The organism is Pseudomonas sp. MAG733B (assembly GCF_036884845.1).
Taxonomy (GTDB): Bacteria; Pseudomonadota; Gammaproteobacteria; order Pseudomonadales; family Pseudomonadaceae; genus Aquipseudomonas.
Genome location: NZ_CP145732.1, coordinates 5,628,278 through 5,645,154, shown reverse-complemented (window position 1 = coordinate 5,645,154; position 16,877 = coordinate 5,628,278). Strand labels below are relative to the sequence as shown.

Below are 16,877 nucleotides of genomic sequence, written 5' to 3'. Positions count from 1 at the left end.
ACCCTTGCCGGGCAGTGACGAAAGTCGTCGGAATGGTCAGACGAGCGGCCAGCTACCCATGGCAAAAGCCAGGAAAATTAAGGCCTTCGCAGGATTTTCTTGCGCCACCGGGCCGGCTACCGAACGCGGCCTGCAAAACCGGGTAGAATGCCGCCACGTAATGAGGGTATTGGACATGGCTTTAGTCGGGCGTTACAACAGTTTGCAAGTGGTTAAACACACTAACTTCGGTTTATATCTGGACGGCGGCGCGGATGGCGAAATCCTTTTGCCCAATCGTTATATTCCAAAAGATATTCCCAGCGAAGATGAAGACTGGTTAAACGTTTTTGTTTATCTGGATAGCGATGACAAACTAATCGCAACTACTGAAAAGCCAAAAGTTCAGGTAGGTGAATTCGCCAGTTTGAAAGTTGTTGAAGTCAACAGTATCGGCGTGTTCCTGGACTGGGGGCTGCCGAAGGATCTGTTGCTGCCGTATTCCGAAGAAAAACGTCAGATGACAGCCGGCGAGTACACCGTGGTGCATGTCTACCTCGACAAGCACACCCGCCGCATTACCGCGACGGCGCGTCTGGATCGCTATCTCGACAAGACGCCGGCCAACTACACGCCGGGCCAGGAAGTTGACTTGCTGGTTGCCGAAGCCACCGATATGGGTTTCAAGGCAATCATCAATAACAAGCACTGGGGCCTGATTCACAAGAACGAAATCTTCAAGTTCATGCGCGCCGGTAAAGAAGAGAAGGGCTTCATCAAGGAAGTTCGTGCCGACGGCAAGATCAGCCTGAGCCTGCAACCGGTCGGCCAGGAAGCGGCCACCAGCCTGAACTCGAAGATCCTCGCCAAGTTGCGCGAGAACAATGGCAGCCTGCCGGTCAGCGACAAGAGCGACCCGACTGTGATTAGCAGCATGTTCGGCGTCAGCAAAGGCAACTTTAAAAAGGCCATCGGTGCGTTGTACAAAAATGGCCAGATTGTCATTCATGCCGATCGCATTGAACTGAGCTGATACTCGAAACACCTCTGTAGGAGCTGCCGCAGGCTGCGATCTTTTGATCTGGATCTTCAAAAACAAAGATCGCAGCCTGCGGCAGCTCCTACAGGGGCAGAGTTTTGCTTCCACTGCCGAGTTGTTGCCATGTTCCATGTCGTAGTCAAGGTTCTCCAGTGAGCGCCACCCGGCGTAGCGCCGATGGTTTTGCCCTGCAAGTGATGCTGGGTTTGTGCCTGGTCTGGGGCGTCCAGCAGGTGATGATCAAATGGGCGGCGCCCGACATTGCGCCGGTCATGCAGGCGGCCGGGCGCTCGGGCATGTCCGCGTTGCTCGTGGGATTGTTGATCTGCTGGAAGGGCGGCTGGGATCAGGTCGGTGCCACATGGCGCGGTGGGTTGTTGGCCGGTGCCTTGTTCGGACTGGAGTTTTTCTTCATTTCCGAAGGCCTGCAACTGACCACGGCCGCGCACATGTCGGTGTTCCTCTATACCGCGCCGATTTTTACCGCGTTGGGCGTGCACTGGTTGTTGCCCAGTGAGCGGTTGCGGCCGGTGCAATGGTTGGGGATCATTCTGGCCTTTGTCGGAATTGGCATCGCGTTTGCCGGCGGGGTGTCGTGGGATAATCTCGATCGCCGCATGTTGCTGGGCGATGCTTTGGGCGTACTGGCGGGTGCCGCATGGGGTGCGACCACCGTGGTGGTTCGGGCTTCGAAGTTGTCGGAGGCGCCGGTGACCCTGACCTTGTTCTATCAATTGATCATCGGTTTCGTCGGTTTGCTGTTGATCGCGCTGCTCAGCGGCCAGATCACCCACGTCAGCCTGACCACCGTGGCGGTGGCCAGTGTGCTGTTCCAAGGCGTGGTCGTGTCGTTTTTCAGTTACTTGATCTGGTTCTGGCTGTTGCGCCGTTATCTCGCGGCGAACCTGGCGGTATTTTCGTTCATGACGCCGCTGTTCGGCGTCACGTTCGGTGTGGTGTTGCTGGGTGAAGAGCTGAGCCTCAACTTTGTAATCGGCGCGGTGCTGGTGTTGTTGGGCATCACCTTTGTCAGCGCTGAGCAGTGGGTTCGCCGCCGTTTGCGCAGAGCGCTTGGGCAGTCCTGAGTGGACTGAACAGCAGACTCCCGGCGATCACCAGCCCAATGCCCGCGACCACCAGCGCGGGCTGCAAGCCACCGCTGAAGTGGCTACTCAATGCCGCCAGCAACGGCCCGCTGAGCTGGCCCACGGCAAAACATGCGGTCAGCAGGCCTGCATTGCGTTGCGTCGCGTGGGGCGCCAATTCCCGCGAGCGTTGAATCACCAGTTGCATGCAGGCCAGGAACGGCGTGCCACACAGAATCACCCCGAGCGCGAGGCCGGGACCATTGCCCAGCAGGCAAGCGAACACCCCCGCCGCTTGCAGCCACAGTGTCGCCATCAGCCAGTGACGTGTCGTCCCCCAAGTAGGCCGACGCACACTCACCAACACCACGCCGATCGCCGCCGCCAGGCCGAAGCACGGCCAGAACAGATCGGCCTGCCATTGGCCATGGAACTGCGCGCTAGCCATTTGCGACAGGAACGTCGCCGGGATGATGTAGCCCACGCCGTACAACGCATAGACCAGGCCTAACCGGCCGATACCACGACTGTCCGAAGTCGCGACGTTGGCGACAGCGGCCACGGTTGCCGGCGGTTGCGGCAGGATTCGCACAATCCCCAGCAACATCACCAAACCGACGGCGGCGTACACCAGCCATAACGTAGCGGACGTCTGACCCAAGAGGTTCGAGCCCAAGGCCAGCAACCCTGTGAGAAAAATCCCCAAACCCGGTCCGGCAAATACCAAGGCGCCGAGTCGCGGGCGTCCGGCGGCGGCGGCCAACGGCTGGCTCAGCGCGGTGATCATCACCAGTACCCAGGCGCTGGCCACGCCAGTACCGAAGCGCAGGATCAGATGCGGCCAGAAGCCGTGTGCCCAGAACGAGGCGAGGGTCAGCAGCACACACAGCCACAAGCCACCCAGCAGACGGCGGCGAACTTGCGCCGGACGCCGGGAAAACATCGCGTCCACGGCACCGAGGAAGTAACCGAGGTAGTTGGCGGCGGCAATCAGGCCGGCGGCGGTCAGGTCGATCTGGCCTTCACTGAGCAGGTGCGGCAGTTGCGGGGTCAGGGCGAAACGGCCGATGCCCATGGCCATCATCAGGGCGATAAAACTGGCGGACAATCGAATCAAGGGCGACATGGTCAGAGTTCCAACAGAGGTTCAATGACCGTCAGGCTAGGTTCGATTGACTTTCTTGAAAAATGAATAATATTGAGTAACTTGTTCTTTTTTGGAGAAGGTAGTGGAATTCAGTCAATTGCGGATCTTCCAGGCTGTGGCGGAAGAAGCGTCCATCACCCGTGCCGCCGAACGCCTGCACCGGGTGCCGTCCAACCTGTCGACCCGGCTCAAGCAACTGGAAGAGCAGTTGGGCGTAGAACTGTTCGTTCGCGAGCGTCAGCGTTTGCAGCTGTCGCCTGCGGGAAAAGTCTTGCTGGACTACACCGCGAAGTTGTTCGCCTTGCACGACGAAGCCCATGCGGCGGTGCAGGGTGGCCAACCGGCGGGAGACTTCGTGCTCGGCACCATGTACAGCACCGCCGCCATTCACCTCCCGGCACTGTTGGCGCGCTATCACCGGCGTTACCCGTCGGTGAACCTGCAAGTCCAATCCGGGCCCAGCGGTGAGCTGCTGGAAGGTTTGCTCACAGGGCGGCTCGATGCGGCGCTGGTGGACGGTCCGCCGGAATTGTCCGGGCTCGATGGCGTGTTGTTGTGTGAGGAACGGCTGGTGCTGATCAGTGAGGCTGATCATCCACCGGTGATCAGCGCGCGGGATGTGGAAGGGCGTTCGGTGTTCACTTTTCGTCCGGGTTGCTCCTATCGGACGCGCCTGGAGTCCTGGTTCTCCCGCGATCATGCGGCCATGGGCCGGGCAATGGAGATTGAATCCTATCCGGGGATGCTCGCGTGCGTAATTGCCGGCTCCGGCGTGGCGCTGATGTCGGAGTCGATGCTCGCCAGTCTGCCGGGCCGTGAAAGCGTGGCAGTGCACCCGCTGTCAGAGCCGTTTGCCACGGCAACCACCTGGCTGATGTGGCGCAAGGGCATGGTCGGGGCCAATCTGAATGCGTGGATCGAGGAGCAGCAAGCGGTCTATCCGTCGGCGCAAAGCCAGGCCCGGGCGATTGCATGATTTAATGGCGGCCGATTGTGATCGATTCAGTAACAGATCATTGCCACTTTGGGCGAGCATTGCTCAGGACTTCGGACTATTATCAGTGCGAAGGGGCTACAGAATTTTGGCCGCTCGGCACTACCCTGAAGGGGGCATCATGAAAGAGAAAATCCAAAACTGGCTGCACGACCTGGGTGTCGCACTCGGTTTGATCGAACCGCCTCTGCAACCTGTGCCTATTCGTACTGACGACGAGCAACGCCGACGCCAGCAGCGTCGCCGCTGAACGGATAAACCGTGGGTGGAGAGGGTGCCTTTGTGGCGAGGGAGCTTGCTCCCGCTGGGTCGCGAAGCAGCCCCTCTTGATCACACTGTTTCAATTGTTGCGCTTCGACATATTTTGCGAGGGTTGCGCCCTCGAGCGGGAGCAAGCTCCCTTGCCACAAAGGGTGTGTTCGTTTTGATGACGCTTGTTGTCAATGCCGCCCGATCTCCATCAAAAACCGGCTCAAGTCACTGGCTGTCCTGGCCGTATTGAGCATCCGGTCTTCCTCGGCGGTGAACGCCGTCAAGCCGAGTTCGTCTTCCAGATGGAAGATCAACTCTTCAATTTCCGATTTATCCAACCCCAACTGCACCAGACTGGCGTTGTCGTCGAAGTCATCCCGGCCTTCCAGCAAACGGCTGATGTATCGATGCACGGCAGCACGAACGGCGGCTCTTTTCATGGCAGTTCTTCGCGGGCGTTGTTGTTTTTATCCCTGCTGAGGATGTCGGCCTCGGCGAGGCGCACCAGACGTTCAGGGAATTCGAGCACTTTCCTTCAGACGAAAAAAAACGGGTGTGGCAACCGACGCCACACCCGTCGAAGAAAGCATCAAGTCGTTATGTTCAGCTTAGGCGGCGCTCGCCAGTGTTGCCGGGCGACGTGACATCAGGCTGACAAGCACGAAGCTCACGAGGCTGACACCGAGGCTGTAGTAGATCGGTGTGTTGGCATCCATTCCGTCCTTGAACATGAAGACCAGGGCGGTAATGAAGCCCAATGCCATGGCGGCGATGGCACCGGCGGTGGTGGCGCGTTTCCAGAAGATCGCACCCATCAGCGGGATCAGCATGCCGCCTACCAGCAGGTTGTAGGCCAGTGTCAGCGCACTGATCACGTCATTGACCACCAGTGCGATGCCCAGAACAACAATACCGGTCAACATGGTGAACAGGCGGTTGGTGGCGATGTTCGACTCTTTACCACGGCGCAGTTTCGGCAGCAGGTCTTCAGTCAGGGTGGTGGAGGCGGCCAGCAAACCGGCGCTGGCGGTGGACATCATCGCTGCCAGGGCAGCAGCAATCACCAGGCCACGGATGCCGTCCGGCAGCGAGACTTTGACGATAGCGGCAAAGGCGTTGTTGACGTTGTCCAGATCCGGAATCAGCACGTGAGCGGCCATACCGATCAGCGCGCAAACCAGGCCGTAGATGATGCAGTAGATACCGGCCGAAGTACCGGCGTACTTCGCCACTTTTTCGCTCTTGGCGGTGAACACCCGTTGCCAGATGTCCTGACCGATCAGGATGCCGAAGAAGTAGATCATGAAGTAGGTGATGATGGTGTCCCAGCCAATGCTGGTGAAGTTGAAGCTGGCGGCCGGCAGTTGCGCGACCAGTTGATCCCAGCCACCCACACGGTACAGGCAGATTGGCAACAGCAGGAACATCAGGCCGACGGTCTGGATACCGAACTGGACGATGTCGGTCAGGGTCAGCGACCACATGCCGCCAATTGTCGAGTAAATGACGACGATGCCGCCGCCTACCAGTACAGAGACCCAGAACGGCAGGTCAAACAGAACTTGCAGTACGGTGCCGATGGCCAGGATCGAAACCACGCCGATCATCAAGGCATAGGCCAGCATGATGGTCGCGCTGGCGGTACGGGCCATTGGGTTGTAGCGTTTTTCCAGCACCTGGGTGACGGTGAACACTTTCAGTTTCAGCAACGGTTTGGCGAGGAACAGGTTCAGCGCGATGATCCCGCAGCCCAGTGCGGCGCAGAGCCAGAAACCGGAGATGCCGTGCACATAGCCCAGACGCACGGTGCCCACGGTGGACGCACCGCCCAGAACGGTGGCAGCCATGGTGCCCATGTACAGGCCCGGGCCGAGGTTACGACCGGCGACCAGGTAGTCTTCGTGGGTCTTGGCCTTGCGCATGCCGTAGTAGCCGAGTATCAGCATCGCGGCGGCGTAGATGAGTACGACGATTAAATCCAAAGCCATGATGGCGTGTCTCCGATTGTATTTTTTATGTGAGGCGAAAAATCAGGCGACGGGTTGCATCGCCGGTTTAACGAGCGGGTCCGTGCTCTTGCTGCGTGAATCATTCGGGCCGAATACGGCGCTCGCTTCCGGGAACATCTTGAGCAACACCAGGTACACCACCGAAGCCAGGCCCAGGGTGACCGGCAAGCTGATGTCGATGCCCTCGGCCAGGTTGCCCAGTGGGCCGACGAACTGCCCCGGCAGGTTGACGAAGCACAGGCCAACGGCCGCGCTCGGGATCCAGGCACCCATGCCACGCCAGTTCCAGCCGTGGGTGAACCAGTAACGGCCACCTTTCTCGCCACGGGTGAACACTTGCAGATCATCCGGGCAGTAGAAGCCGCGACGCGTCACCAGGCCGATGATCATGATCACCATCCATGGCGTGGTGCAGGTGATGATCAGTACGGCGAAAGTCGACACGCTCTGCACCAGGTTCGCCGCGAAGCGACCGATGAAGATGAAGGCAATCGACATCACGCCGATCAGCAACGTCGCCTTGACCCGCGACAGCACCCGTGGGAACACGCTGGACATGTCCAGCCCGGTGCCATACAGCGAGGTGGTGCCGGTGGACATGCCGCCGATCACTGCAATGAGGCACACCGGCAGGAAGAACCAGGTCGGCGAAACGGCCAGCAGGCCGCCAACGTAGTTGTTGGCCGCGATGTAGTCCGGTGCCTTGATCGCCACGATGGTGGCGGTGGCGAGGCCGAACAGGAACGGAATCAGCGTGGCCAGTTGCGCGGCGATTACCGAGACCATGATCCGGCCTTTCGGCGTTTCACGCGGGATGTAGCGCGACCAGTCACCGAGGAACGCACCGAAGGAAATCGGGTTGCTCATGGCTACCAGCGCTGCGCCGATGAACGCGGCCCAGAAACCGGCCTGACCCATGGCCACCGTGCCCGCGTACTGGCTGTCGAACGCCGGGGCAAAAGCGAAGATGCCCAGCAGGAACAACAGGCTGGCCGCCCACACCGCGATGCGGTTGACCCACAACATGAAGCGGAAACCGTAGATGCACACCGTCAACACCAGCAGCGCGAACAGACCGTAGGCCAGGCCCAGGGTCAGGTCGGTTTCTGGCAGATCGATCAAGCGCTTGGCGCCGCCCACCAGTGCATCACCCGAACTCCAGACGGAGAGCGAGAAGAACGCGATGGCGGTCAACAGCGACAGGAAAGAACCGACGATTCGCCCGTGCACGCCGAAGTGTGCACCGGAAGACACGGCGTTGTTGGTGCCGTTGATCGGGCCGAACAGACCCATCGGCGCGAGGATTAATGCACCGAGCACCACGCCCAGCACAATCGCCCAGACGCCAGCCTGGAAGGACAGGCCGAACAGTACCGGGAAACTGCCGAGCACGGCGGTTGCAAAGGTATTGGCGCCACCGAAGATCAAGCGAAACAGGTCGCTGGGCCGTGCGGTGCGCTCATTGTCCGGGATCTGTTCGACCCCATTTGTTTCGATGCTAAGGCTATTGTCTTTGTTGTTGTTATTCATGATCTGCTCCGATCATAAAGGCGCGCTCATCGTGTGTGAGCGTCACCTGTTTGGCTAAGGGGGTGGCAGCCCTTCCGGCATTGCGGACAAATGTTCGTGGCAGGCCAGCCATAGGCCTTGTTGTTCTTGGCCAGACGCTTGTTTCTTGAAAACAATCGTCTCGCGCTCCTGGCTGAAGTGTTGCTCCCCTTGCATGCGCAGCTCGGTGGCCACGTCATGGATGAAAATCGCCACGTCACCCTGCAGGCTGACAAAGGCGTTGCTCGATGTGCACGACAGCACTTCGAAGCCGTCCTCGGCGCGCCAGCTGTCCCACAACGCCTGGTAGGCATCGCGCGACAGCAGCGGCTGTTCGGGGGTGTAGAAGACGAAGCTGGCATCGGCGCTGAACGCGCCGAAGTAGGCTTCGCGATCGTTACGGGCGAAGGCGGATACCAGATCGGCAGCCGCTTTCAAAACCTGATCACGTAGGTTCATGACCGATCCTCAGCGATGGACCACGCCAGGCAGTACGCAGAGCATTTCATACAGCAGGTTGGCGGCCAGCAGCGAGGTGTTGCCGGTGGTGTCATAAGCGGGCGAGACTTCTACCAGATCGCAACCGATCAGGTCGAGGCCTTGGCAGCCGCGAACGATTTCAATCGCCTGAATGGTCGTCAGACCGCCGATTTCCGGGGTGCCGGTGCCTGGTGCCCACGCCGGGTCGATGCCGTCGATGTCGAAGCTCAGGTACACCGGACCGCCGCCGACTTTCTCGCGAACTTCGGCCATCAGTGGCGTCAGGGATTTGTGCCAGCACTCTTCGGCCTGAACCACACGGAAGCCCTGGTTGCGGCTCCAGTTGAAGTCGTCAGCGGTGTAGCCCTGGGCGCGGAGACCGATTTGCACAACGCGGTCCGGATCGATCAGGCCTTCTTCGACGGCGCGACGGAAGGTGGTGCCGTGGGCGATTTTCTCGCCGAACATGTGATCGTTCACATCGGCGTGGGCGTCGATGTGCACGAGGCCGACCTTGCCATGCTTTTTATGGATGGCACGCAGGATCGGCAAGGTGATGGTGTGGTCGCCGCCCAGGGTCAGGGGGATCACATCGTGTTCGAGGATGTTGTCGTAGGACTCTTCGATGATCCGCACGGCATCCAGCAGGTTGAACGTGTTGATCGCCACGTCGCCGATGTCGGCAACCGACAGGGAGTCGAACGGTGCAGCACCGGTGGCCATGTTGTACGGGCGGATCATTACCGATTCGGCGCGGATGTCACGCGGCCCGAAGCGGGTGCCGGGGCGCAGCGAAGTACCGATGTCCAGCGGCACGCCTACGAAGGCAGCGTCCAGACCGGCAGCGGTAGGTACGTGGGGGAGTCGGAGCATGGTGGCGATGCCGCCGAAGCGCGGCATTTCGTTGCCGCCCAGTGGTTGGTGAAGAATCTTGTCCACGGGTAGGGCCTCATCGTCGTTGTTTTATTTATTGGGTTGCACCGTTCACGGAGGACGGGTGCACCTTGTGGCGCCGATTCTGCGAAATGTAGTGGCCGGGAAGAATCGCTACGGGCAAATACTTAGTTCAGATTTTTCTAAACTAATGGCGGTGGCGGGGATAGACTTGCGGCCATGTGCCGCACCTGTGGCGAGGGAGCTTGCTCCCGCTGGGGGCAAAGCCCCCCAAAACCATTCACGTCAGTCCGGCAGACAAACCACATGAGCAGGTTTTACGGCTGCTGTGCAGCCGAGCGGGAGCAAGCTCCCTCGCCACAAGAGCAGGAGTAGCCCATGGCCAACGCTTTACCCGACCTGAAACTATTGCGCATCTTCGTCAGCGTGGTACGTCATCAGGGATTCGCCAACGCCCAGCAAGAGCTCAACCTCTCGACGTCGGCCATCAGCACCTACATGAGTCAGCTCGAAGCCGCGCTTGGCCTGGTGCTGTGCCATCGTGGTCGGGGTGGTTTCAGCCTGACCAGCAAGGGTGAGTTGTTCCATCAGGAAACCCTGCGCCTGCTCGGCGAACTGGAAGGTTTTGAACAATACGCCGCCGCGCTCAAGGGTGAATTGCGCGGCACGCTGAACCTTGGAGTGATCGACTCCACGGTCAGCGACAAGGCTTTGCCGTTCGCCGAAGCCATCGGCGCCTACAGCCAGGAACACCCGGCCGTGCACTTGCACTTGTCGGTGATGAGCCCTTATGAGTTGCAGCTTGGCGTGCAGGACAATCGCCTCGACCTGGCCATCGGCGCGTTTTCCACGCGCATGAGCGGTCTGGTGTACATGCCGTTGTACCGCGAGCAGCACTGGCTTTATTGCAGCACGCGGCATCCGCTGTTTAACGAGCGGCGCATTCCCGAGCAGGTCATCACCCAGCAGCGCATGGTAGGTCGCGGCTACTGGAGCCAGGCCGAACTGGCCCGCCACGGCTTCAAGCACAGCGCTGCGACGGTGGAGAGTATGGAAGCGCAGTTGATTCTGGTGCTGTCCGGCGCCTACATCGGTTACTTGCCGGAGCACTACGCCCAGGCCTGGGCCGACAAGGGCGATTTGCGCGTGCTGTTGCCGGCGACGTTCGGTTATCAGGCGCCGTTCTCGATGATCGTGCGCCGAGGCCGCAGCCGCGAGCCGTTGATCCAGACTTTCCGCGATCTTCTCAAAGCACAACTGAATCAGGCCTGAAGACGATGTCCAGAATCCAATGCCCGCGTTGCCTGCGACCGCAAACGCATTGCCTGTGCCCGTTGATCCCCAGCCTCGACAGCCGCACCCGGGTGTTGCTGTTGCAGCATCCGAGTGAAGTGAACCATGCGTTGAATACCGCGCGGCTGGCGGCGCTGGGGTTGAAGAGTGCCGAGTTGATCGTCGGCGAAGTGTTTGAGGATTTGCCCAGCCTGTTGAATCAACCGGGGTATCGGGCGCGGTTGTTGTTTCCCGGTGACGATGCCCAGCCGATGCAGGCGTATGTCGCATCCGATGAACCGCTGTTGCTGGTGGTCCCGGACGGCACCTGGCGCAAGGCGCGCAAGATGCTGCACCTCAATCCGTTGCTGGCAGCATTGCCGAGGGTGACGCTGGCCGAAGGCCGCGTGTCCCGTTATCGACTGCGCAAGGCACCGGGGCCGGGAGCGTTATCGACGGTGGAGGCGATAGTGCAGGCGCTGGAAACCTTGGAAGCGCCGACCTCGTTTGCGCCGTTGCTGAAGCCGTTCGAGGCGTTGATCGAGGGGCAGATTGCGGCGATGGGGGAGGAGGTTTTCCAGCGTAATCATGGGCCGAAATAGTCGTTGTATGTGCCGGCCTCTTCGCGAGCAAGCCCGCTCCCACATTTGATCGCATTTCTCCTTTAGGAACTCGGTCGAATGTGGGAGCGGGCTTGCTCGCGAAGACGGCAGAACTGCCACCAACAAACTCCACCCAGACTACCGCTCGCGCATCGCCTCGGTCCGCGCCTTCAACACCGGTTTCAGCAGGTAATCCAGCACCGTCTTCTCCCCGGTAATAATGTCCACCGTCGCCACCATCCCCGGAATGATCAGCAACGGTTTCACATCCCCTCCCAAATGGTTTTTATCAGTGCGCACCTGAATCAGGTAGAAGCTGTTGCCCTTGTCATCGGTGATGGTGTCGGCGCCGATCAGTTCCAGCTTCGCGCTCAGCCCACCGTAGATTGTGTAGTCGTAAGCCGTGAACTTGACCATGGCTTTCTGGCCCGGATGCAGGAACGCGACGTCCTGGGGGCGGACCTTGGCTTCGATCAGCAGGTTGTCTTCCAGCGGCACGATTTCCACCATGTCGCTGCCGGGCTGAACTACGCCGCCGATGGTATTGACCTTCAATACCTTGATGATGCCTTTGACGGGTGAGGTCACCGTGGTGCGCGTTACCCGGTCGTCGATGGCGATGCTCGATGCCGTGATTTTCGACAGGTCAGTGCGTTTCTCATTCAGCTCTTTGGCCGCGTCCGAACGGAAGGATTGTTCCGATTCGTCGATCTTGCTCCTGATCTCGGCAATCGCCGATTCGGCCCGGGGAATCGCCAAAGTGGTGGCGTTCAGCGAGCCTCGGATTTCCACGGCGCTGCGCTTGAGCCGCAGGATCTCCACCGGCGAAACCGCGCCGGTCTTGACCAGTGGCTCGGACATGTTCATCTCTTGGTTGACCAGCGCCAGACTGGAACTGTACTGCCCGGCTTTCGAGCGGAATTCCGCCAGTTCCTGGGTTTTTTGCCTCAGTTGTTCTGACAGTGTGCGTTGTTCGCTGGCCAGTCGGCGTTGCCGCTGTTCGTACAGCGAGCGCTCGTCCTCGGCCACTTGCGGCGCCTTGGCGATCACTTCGTCCGAGAGCTTGAAAGGTCGGCCTTCCGCTTCTGCCGATAGTCGTTCGACCTGTGCGGTCAGTGCATAACGATCGACTTCGCTTTCGCCCTTGTTCGACAGGTAGCGCGTGTCATCCAGGCGCAGCAACGTGTCGCCCTTGTTCACCATTTGCCCTTCGCGCACGAAGATCTCGGTGACGATGCCGCCCTCCAGGTTCTGGATCACCTGCACCTTGCTCGACGGAATCGCCTTGCCTTCGCCCATCGTCACTTCCTGCAACACGGCGAACTTGGCCCAGACCACCGCGCTGATCAACAACGCGGCCGCCAGCCACACGGTCACCCGCGACCAGCGCGGCGAGTCCTGCAATGAAGCGCCGGCGGTTTCCGGCATGAATTCGGCTTCGGCGCTTTTGCCGAAACTGTCGAAGTAGCCGCGATCTTTCGAAGAATCCGATGAAGCAGGCATGGGCAACTCCTAGACCGCCGCAGAGCCGACACGGCCCTTGCGCAGTGCATCGATGACCGCTTCTTTCGGCCCGTCGGCGACGATCCGCCCGTTGTCCAGCACCACCAGCCGGTCCACCAGGCTGAGCATCGAGGTGCGGTGCGTCACCAACAACACGGTTTTGCCCTGGACCCAGCCGTGGAGTTTCTGTCGCAGTACGTCTTCGCTGCTGTTGTCCATGGCGCTGGTGGGTTCGTCGAGCAACATGATCGGCGGGTCGAGCAACAACGCCCGTGCCAGCAGCACAGCCTGGCGTTGGCCGCCTGAGAGCAATTGGCCGCGCTCGCCGACAGGGCGGTCGAAGCCTTGCGGGTGTTGCCGGGCCAGTTCGGTAACGCCGGTGAGTTCGGCCACTTCGAGCATGCGGGCGTCGCTGATGTAGCGCGCGCCGAGGGTCAGGTTGTCGCGCAGGCTACCGGCCAACAGCGGCAAGTCATGGGCGACATAACCGATTTGATGGCGCAGGTCGGCGACGTCGAGTTGCCGCAGGTCCAGGCCATCGAGCAGCAACTGGCCTTCTTCTGGTTCGTAGAAGCCCATCACCAGCCGCCCGAGGGTGCTTTTGCCCGAGCCGCTGCGGCCGATGATGCCGATGCGTTCGCCAGGTTTGACGCTGAAACTGATGTTGGCCAGCGCCGGGGCGTTCTGGCCGTTGTAGTGGAAGGTCACGCCGACCACATCCAGCGCGCCTTGCAGTTGGGTGCGCTCCAGCGGCCGTTGCCGGGCATCGCGCTCCTGGGGCAGCGACATCAGCGCATCGGTGCTTTTCATGGTCAGTTGCGCTTGCTGGTAGCGGGTGATCAACCCGGCGATTTGCCCCAGCGGCGCCAGTACCCGGCTGCCGAGCATGTAGGTCGCCACCAGTGCGCCGACGCTGAGATTGCCGGCGATGATGCTGTAGACCCCGGCGACGATGGTCGCCATGCCGGAAAACTGCTGGATGAACAATGTGCCGTTGGTCGCCAGCGCCGAGAGGTTGCGCGCGTGGCTGTCGAGGCGGGTGAGGGCGCCGTGGGTGCTTTCCCATTTGTGCTGGCGCTCGCTTTCGGCGCTGCACGCCTTGAGGGTTTCCAGGCCGCCGAGGGTTTCGATCAGCAATGCCTGGCGTTCGGCGCCGAGGCTCAGGCTTTTCTGCACGGTGTCGCGCAGGCGTGCCTGAATGATCATGGCGAAGATGATCGTGATCGGAAACGCCAGCACCGGAATCACCACCAGCCAGCCGCCAAGCAGGCCGATCACCACCAGCATCAACAAGGCGAAGGGCAGGTCGATCAGGCTGGTGAGGGTTACGGCGGTGAGAAATTCCCGCAGGCCCTGGAAGTCGTGAATGCTCTGGGCGAAGCCGCCGATGGTCGCCGGCCGCGCTTTCATCGCCATGCCGGTGATGCGTTCAAACAAAGTCGCCGAGAGGATCACGTCGGTCTTCTTGCCGGCGGTGTCCAGCAAATGCGCGCGCACCACGCGCAGGACAAGTTCGAAACCGGTGCCGATCAACAGGCCGATGGACAACACCCACAAGGTCGACGTGGCCTGGTTCGGCACCACGCGATCGTAGGTCTGCATCACGAACAGCGGCACCATCAGGCCCAACAGGTTGATCAGGAAACTGGCGAGAATCGCATCGCTGTACAACCACTTCGACAGCTTCAGCGTGTCGCGAAACCAGGCTTGTACGCGGGGCACCAGCGGCGAGCGCAGGTCTTCGAGTTCATGCCGTGGCCGGGCGAACAATGCCTGGCCGGTGTAATGCTCGGCCAGTTCCTGCGGGCTGATCCACTGTTCGCCGCCATCCGCTTCGCTGGGCAGGATCAGCACGCGGCCGTCCTCGCCATAACGGCGCAGGACCGCGGTGCGGCCATTGTTGAGCAGCAGCATCACAGGCAGGTTGAGCGGGGAAATGTCCTTGAGGTCGCGGCGCAGCAGACGCGCCTGCAAACCGGCCCGGGCCGCTGCACGGGGCAGCAGGTCCAGGCTCAGGCGTTGGTGTGCCATTGGCAGCCCGGCACTCAGGCTGGCGCGACTGACAGTCGCGCCATGAAGTTTGCAGAGGATCAACAGACCGTCCAGAAGCGGGTCATCGAAGCTCAGGCGCGGATCGACACCGGTGTTGCCGGGTTCCATGCTGGTCACATTGATCGCTCCCGTGCACTACTTCAGTTCAGGCAAACGAGCTTCGCTCTTCACTTCGGCCTGGGCGATGGCATCGGCGGGCAGTACGACCCGCTGCTTGCTCAACAGCTGGCCCATGTTCGCCAGTACACGGTACATCGAATACTCTTCGGTGTAGAGCACTTCGGTGTAGCGACGGTTGGCGTTGTAGAGTTCGTTTTCACTGTCCAGCAGGTCGAGCAGGGTGCGTTGGCCGAGGCCAAACTGATCCTGATACGCCACGCGCACGCGTTTGCTGGTGTCGGCGTATTCACGGGCGGTCGGGGTTTGTTTCTTGGCATTGACCATGGCGTTCCAGGCCAGGTGAATGTTTTCGTTGAGCTGGCGCAGGGCGTTGTTGCGGATGTCCATCGCCTGATTGATCTTGTGTGCATCCGATTGCAGGCGAGCCTTGTCGCTGCCACCGCGGAACAGGTTGTAGTTCATCACCACGCCGACCCGCCATTCGTTGTCGTGGCCTTCTTCGCCGGCAATGTTGTTGTTCGCGCCAACCGCGGCTTCGGCGTCGAAGCGGGGGTAGAACGGCGACTTGGCGACTTCGTACTGGCTCTCGGCGGATTGCACGTCCGCCTGCGCGGATTTCAGGTACGGGTTGTTGTCGACCATGCTCTGCTGGGCTTCCTGCAAAGTGGCCGGCAATTCGCCGCGAGTTGACGGCGGTGCTTCCAGTTCATCGGGCAGGCGCCCGACCACGGCGGCGAAGTTCGACTCGGCATCCGCCAGATCCACTTCGGCGGTGTCGAGGTTGTTCTCCGCCAGCGCCCGACGAGCGGTGGACTGGTCGGCGTCGGCATTGCTGCCGATCCCGCGCTCGGTGCGCAGGCCGATCTGATCGTTGACCCGCAAATGCGCTTGCAGGTTGTTCTTGGCCAGCGTCACCAGTTCACGGCGCTTGAGCACTTCGAGGTAAACCTCGATGGTGCGCAGGGCCAGATCCTGAGCGGTGCCCTGGGCGTAATAGGCTCGGGAGTTGACCACGCCTTTGGTGCGCTCGACTTCGTTGGCGGTGTTGAAGCCATCGAAGAGCATCTGCCGCAGACGCAGTTCCGACTGGGTGTAATTGAGAATTTCGGTGTGGTGATTACCGAACGCCCGGGTGTTGGTGTTATCGCTGTACCCGCGCCCGTACGCGGCATTCAAGTCAACCGACGGATAAAAGCCCCCCTTCGCGACCTTCACGTCTTCGTCAGCCGACAGACGGCTGTCCACCCGCGACGCCAGTTCCGGGTGGGTGGCGATGGTGCTTTGAATGGCTTCGGTCAATGACATGGCATGTGCTTGAGAAGTGCAGGCCATGGCCAGCAGAACCGCGCTGCATAGGGGGGTTAAAAGGCGCATGGTGCATCTCCCTGATTCCTGATGGTGCTTTATTAGTCGCCAAATATTTGACGACATTTATAGGTAAACCGTTTCACGCGTTTTACAGAAGAGCTAAGAACATTCTGGAGAGAACCTAAGAAGTGTTTCTCATAAGGGTTATGCCGAAAAAAACTTATGCGCTCTGCAAAATCCAGCACATTGTTCACTACGAAAGCCCTTGATTTATGAGCTTTAGGGCGCTCATCAGGGCCGGTGAAAAGTTCCGATCCACTTATCGACATAGGGCGGAGAAGTGCTGGAGGGGAGGGAGGCGTAGCGGAATTGAGTGACGGTTTTTTGTCACTCGGGTGATTCAGAACCGTTACGCATCGCTCGCAGGGCAACGTATTTGCGATGTGTTCCCGATGCCTTTGATTGCAAAGGGGTTGTTGCGCAAAGAAACGTGGCCTGCGGGCAACACGCTGGGCGAGATCGTCGCCAGGGCAACGGCTTACTCAGGTAAACCCGCTGACCGGTAGACGATCCGCCGGGCAACCCGTTGAGCC

15 protein-coding genes are annotated in these 16,877 nt (G+C 60.3%); 6 read left to right on the top strand and 9 right to left on the bottom strand.

The genetic code is table 11. The features are described from left to right. Window positions 1-175 precede the first annotated feature (175 nt). Both V6Z53_RS25770 and V6Z53_RS25765 read left to right on the top strand, forming a co-directional pair. Window positions 176-1,012: a S1-like domain-containing RNA-binding protein gene (locus V6Z53_RS25770; RefSeq protein WP_338586569.1), complete on the top strand. Its 837-nt coding sequence runs from the start codon at window positions 176-178 to the stop codon at window positions 1,010-1,012. A 158-nt stretch (window positions 1,013-1,170) separates the two neighbouring features. Then, window positions 1,171-2,103, top strand: coding sequence for a DMT family transporter (locus tag V6Z53_RS25765; protein WP_338582443.1), 933 nt, complete (start codon window positions 1,171-1,173; stop codon window positions 2,101-2,103). Here the strand turns inward: V6Z53_RS25765 and V6Z53_RS25760 are convergent. Continuing rightward, on the bottom strand, window positions 2,048-3,229 hold the full coding sequence (locus tag V6Z53_RS25760) for an MFS transporter (protein WP_338582442.1): 1,182 nt from the start codon (window positions 3,227-3,229) through the stop codon (window positions 2,048-2,050). The two genes, V6Z53_RS25765 and V6Z53_RS25760, sit on opposite strands and share 56 nt — an antisense overlap. A 103-nt stretch (window positions 3,230-3,332) precedes the next feature. On the opposite strand from V6Z53_RS25760, the gene V6Z53_RS25755 reads away from it, so the two are divergent. Together V6Z53_RS25755 and V6Z53_RS25750 are read left to right on the top strand one after the other, a co-directional pair. Next, window positions 3,333-4,226, top strand: a complete 894-nt coding sequence (locus tag V6Z53_RS25755) for a LysR substrate-binding domain-containing protein (RefSeq protein WP_338582441.1) — start codon at window positions 3,333-3,335, stop codon at window positions 4,224-4,226. A 139-nt stretch (window positions 4,227-4,365) separates the two neighbouring features. Then, window positions 4,366-4,494, top strand: a complete 129-nt coding sequence (locus V6Z53_RS25750; RefSeq protein ID WP_007914492.1) for a PA1414 family protein — start codon at window positions 4,366-4,368, stop codon at window positions 4,492-4,494. 190 nt (window positions 4,495-4,684) lie between these two features. Here the strand turns inward: V6Z53_RS25750 and V6Z53_RS25745 are convergent, their stop codons facing one another. The 5 genes from V6Z53_RS25745 to speB form a co-directional block, all read right to left on the bottom strand. Further along, window positions 4,685-4,936, bottom strand: a complete 252-nt coding sequence (locus tag V6Z53_RS25745; protein WP_338582440.1) for an acyl carrier protein — start codon at window positions 4,934-4,936, stop codon at window positions 4,685-4,687. Window positions 4,937-5,104: 168 nt separating this feature from the next. Further along, window positions 5,105-6,484, bottom strand: coding sequence for a sodium:solute symporter (locus tag V6Z53_RS25740; RefSeq protein WP_338582439.1), 1,380 nt, complete (start codon window positions 6,482-6,484; stop codon window positions 5,105-5,107). A 42-nt stretch (window positions 6,485-6,526) separates the two neighbouring features. Continuing rightward, the gene (locus V6Z53_RS25735) at window positions 6,527-8,035 is read right to left on the bottom strand and encodes a cytosine permease (RefSeq protein ID WP_338582438.1); all 1,509 of its coding nucleotides are present in this window, start codon (window positions 8,033-8,035) and stop codon (window positions 6,527-6,529) included. A 54-nt stretch (window positions 8,036-8,089) separates the two neighbouring features. Beyond that, window positions 8,090-8,512, bottom strand: a complete 423-nt coding sequence (locus V6Z53_RS25730) for a nuclear transport factor 2 family protein (protein ID WP_338582437.1) — start codon at window positions 8,510-8,512, stop codon at window positions 8,090-8,092. 9 nt (window positions 8,513-8,521) lie between these two features. After that, window positions 8,522-9,472, bottom strand: a complete 951-nt coding sequence (gene speB / locus V6Z53_RS25725) for an agmatinase (RefSeq protein ID WP_034146203.1) — start codon at window positions 9,470-9,472, stop codon at window positions 8,522-8,524. 333 nt (window positions 9,473-9,805) lie between these two features. Between speB and V6Z53_RS25720 the strand changes: the two genes are divergently transcribed. Both V6Z53_RS25720 and V6Z53_RS25715 read left to right on the top strand, forming a co-directional pair. Beyond that, window positions 9,806-10,699, top strand: coding sequence for a LysR family transcriptional regulator (locus tag V6Z53_RS25720; RefSeq protein ID WP_007972518.1), 894 nt, complete (start codon window positions 9,806-9,808; stop codon window positions 10,697-10,699). A gap of 5 nt (window positions 10,700-10,704) precedes the next feature. Next, window positions 10,705-11,301, top strand: a complete 597-nt coding sequence (locus V6Z53_RS25715; protein ID WP_338582436.1) for a DTW domain-containing protein — start codon at window positions 10,705-10,707, stop codon at window positions 11,299-11,301. Window positions 11,302-11,439: 138 nt separating this feature from the next. On the opposite strand, the gene V6Z53_RS25710 is transcribed toward V6Z53_RS25715, so the two are convergent. From V6Z53_RS25710 to V6Z53_RS25700, 3 genes are read right to left on the bottom strand one after another with little or no spacing between them, the layout of a single operon-like run. Further along, window positions 11,440-12,804 (bottom strand): HlyD family type I secretion periplasmic adaptor subunit, encoded by a 1,365-nt coding sequence (locus V6Z53_RS25710; RefSeq protein ID WP_338582435.1) that lies wholly within the window; start codon window positions 12,802-12,804, stop codon window positions 11,440-11,442. Between the two features lie 9 nt (window positions 12,805-12,813). Further along, complete coding sequence (locus V6Z53_RS25705; protein ID WP_338582434.1) at window positions 12,814-14,973, bottom strand: type I secretion system permease/ATPase; 2,160 nt, start codon at window positions 14,971-14,973, stop codon at window positions 12,814-12,816. 18 nt (window positions 14,974-14,991) lie between these two features. Then, the gene (locus V6Z53_RS25700) at window positions 14,992-16,350 is read right to left on the bottom strand and encodes a TolC family outer membrane protein (RefSeq protein ID WP_338582433.1); all 1,359 of its coding nucleotides are present in this window, start codon (window positions 16,348-16,350) and stop codon (window positions 14,992-14,994) included. Between the last annotated feature and the right edge of the window lie 527 nt (window positions 16,351-16,877).

Bases quoted from the DNA above. Each gene is read 5' to 3' on its own strand.
- V6Z53_RS25770 (WP_338586569.1), top strand. From the start codon at position 176: ATGGCTTTAGTCGGGCGTTACAACAGTTTGCAAGTGGTTAAACACACT.
- V6Z53_RS25760 (WP_338582442.1), bottom strand. From the start codon at position 3,229: ATGTCGCCCTTGATTCGATTGTCCGCCAGTTTTATCGCCCTGATGATG.
- V6Z53_RS25750 (WP_007914492.1), top strand. From the start codon at position 4,366: ATGAAAGAGAAAATCCAAAACTGGCTGCACGACCTGGGTGTCGCACTC.
- V6Z53_RS25745 (WP_338582440.1), bottom strand. From the start codon at position 4,936: ATGAAAAGAGCCGCCGTTCGTGCTGCCGTGCATCGATACATCAGCCGT.
- V6Z53_RS25740 (WP_338582439.1), bottom strand. From the start codon at position 6,484: ATGGCTTTGGATTTAATCGTCGTACTCATCTACGCCGCCGCGATGCTG.
- V6Z53_RS25735 (WP_338582438.1), bottom strand. From the start codon at position 8,035: ATGAATAACAACAACAAAGACAATAGCCTTAGCATCGAAACAAATGGG.
- V6Z53_RS25730 (WP_338582437.1), bottom strand. From the start codon at position 8,512: ATGAACCTACGTGATCAGGTTTTGAAAGCGGCTGCCGATCTGGTATCC.
- V6Z53_RS25720 (WP_007972518.1), top strand. From the start codon at position 9,806: ATGGCCAACGCTTTACCCGACCTGAAACTATTGCGCATCTTCGTCAGC.
- V6Z53_RS25715 (WP_338582436.1), top strand. From the start codon at position 10,705: ATGTCCAGAATCCAATGCCCGCGTTGCCTGCGACCGCAAACGCATTGC.
- V6Z53_RS25710 (WP_338582435.1), bottom strand. From the start codon at position 12,804: ATGCCTGCTTCATCGGATTCTTCGAAAGATCGCGGCTACTTCGACAGT.
- V6Z53_RS25700 (WP_338582433.1), bottom strand. From the start codon at position 16,350: ATGCGCCTTTTAACCCCCCTATGCAGCGCGGTTCTGCTGGCCATGGCC.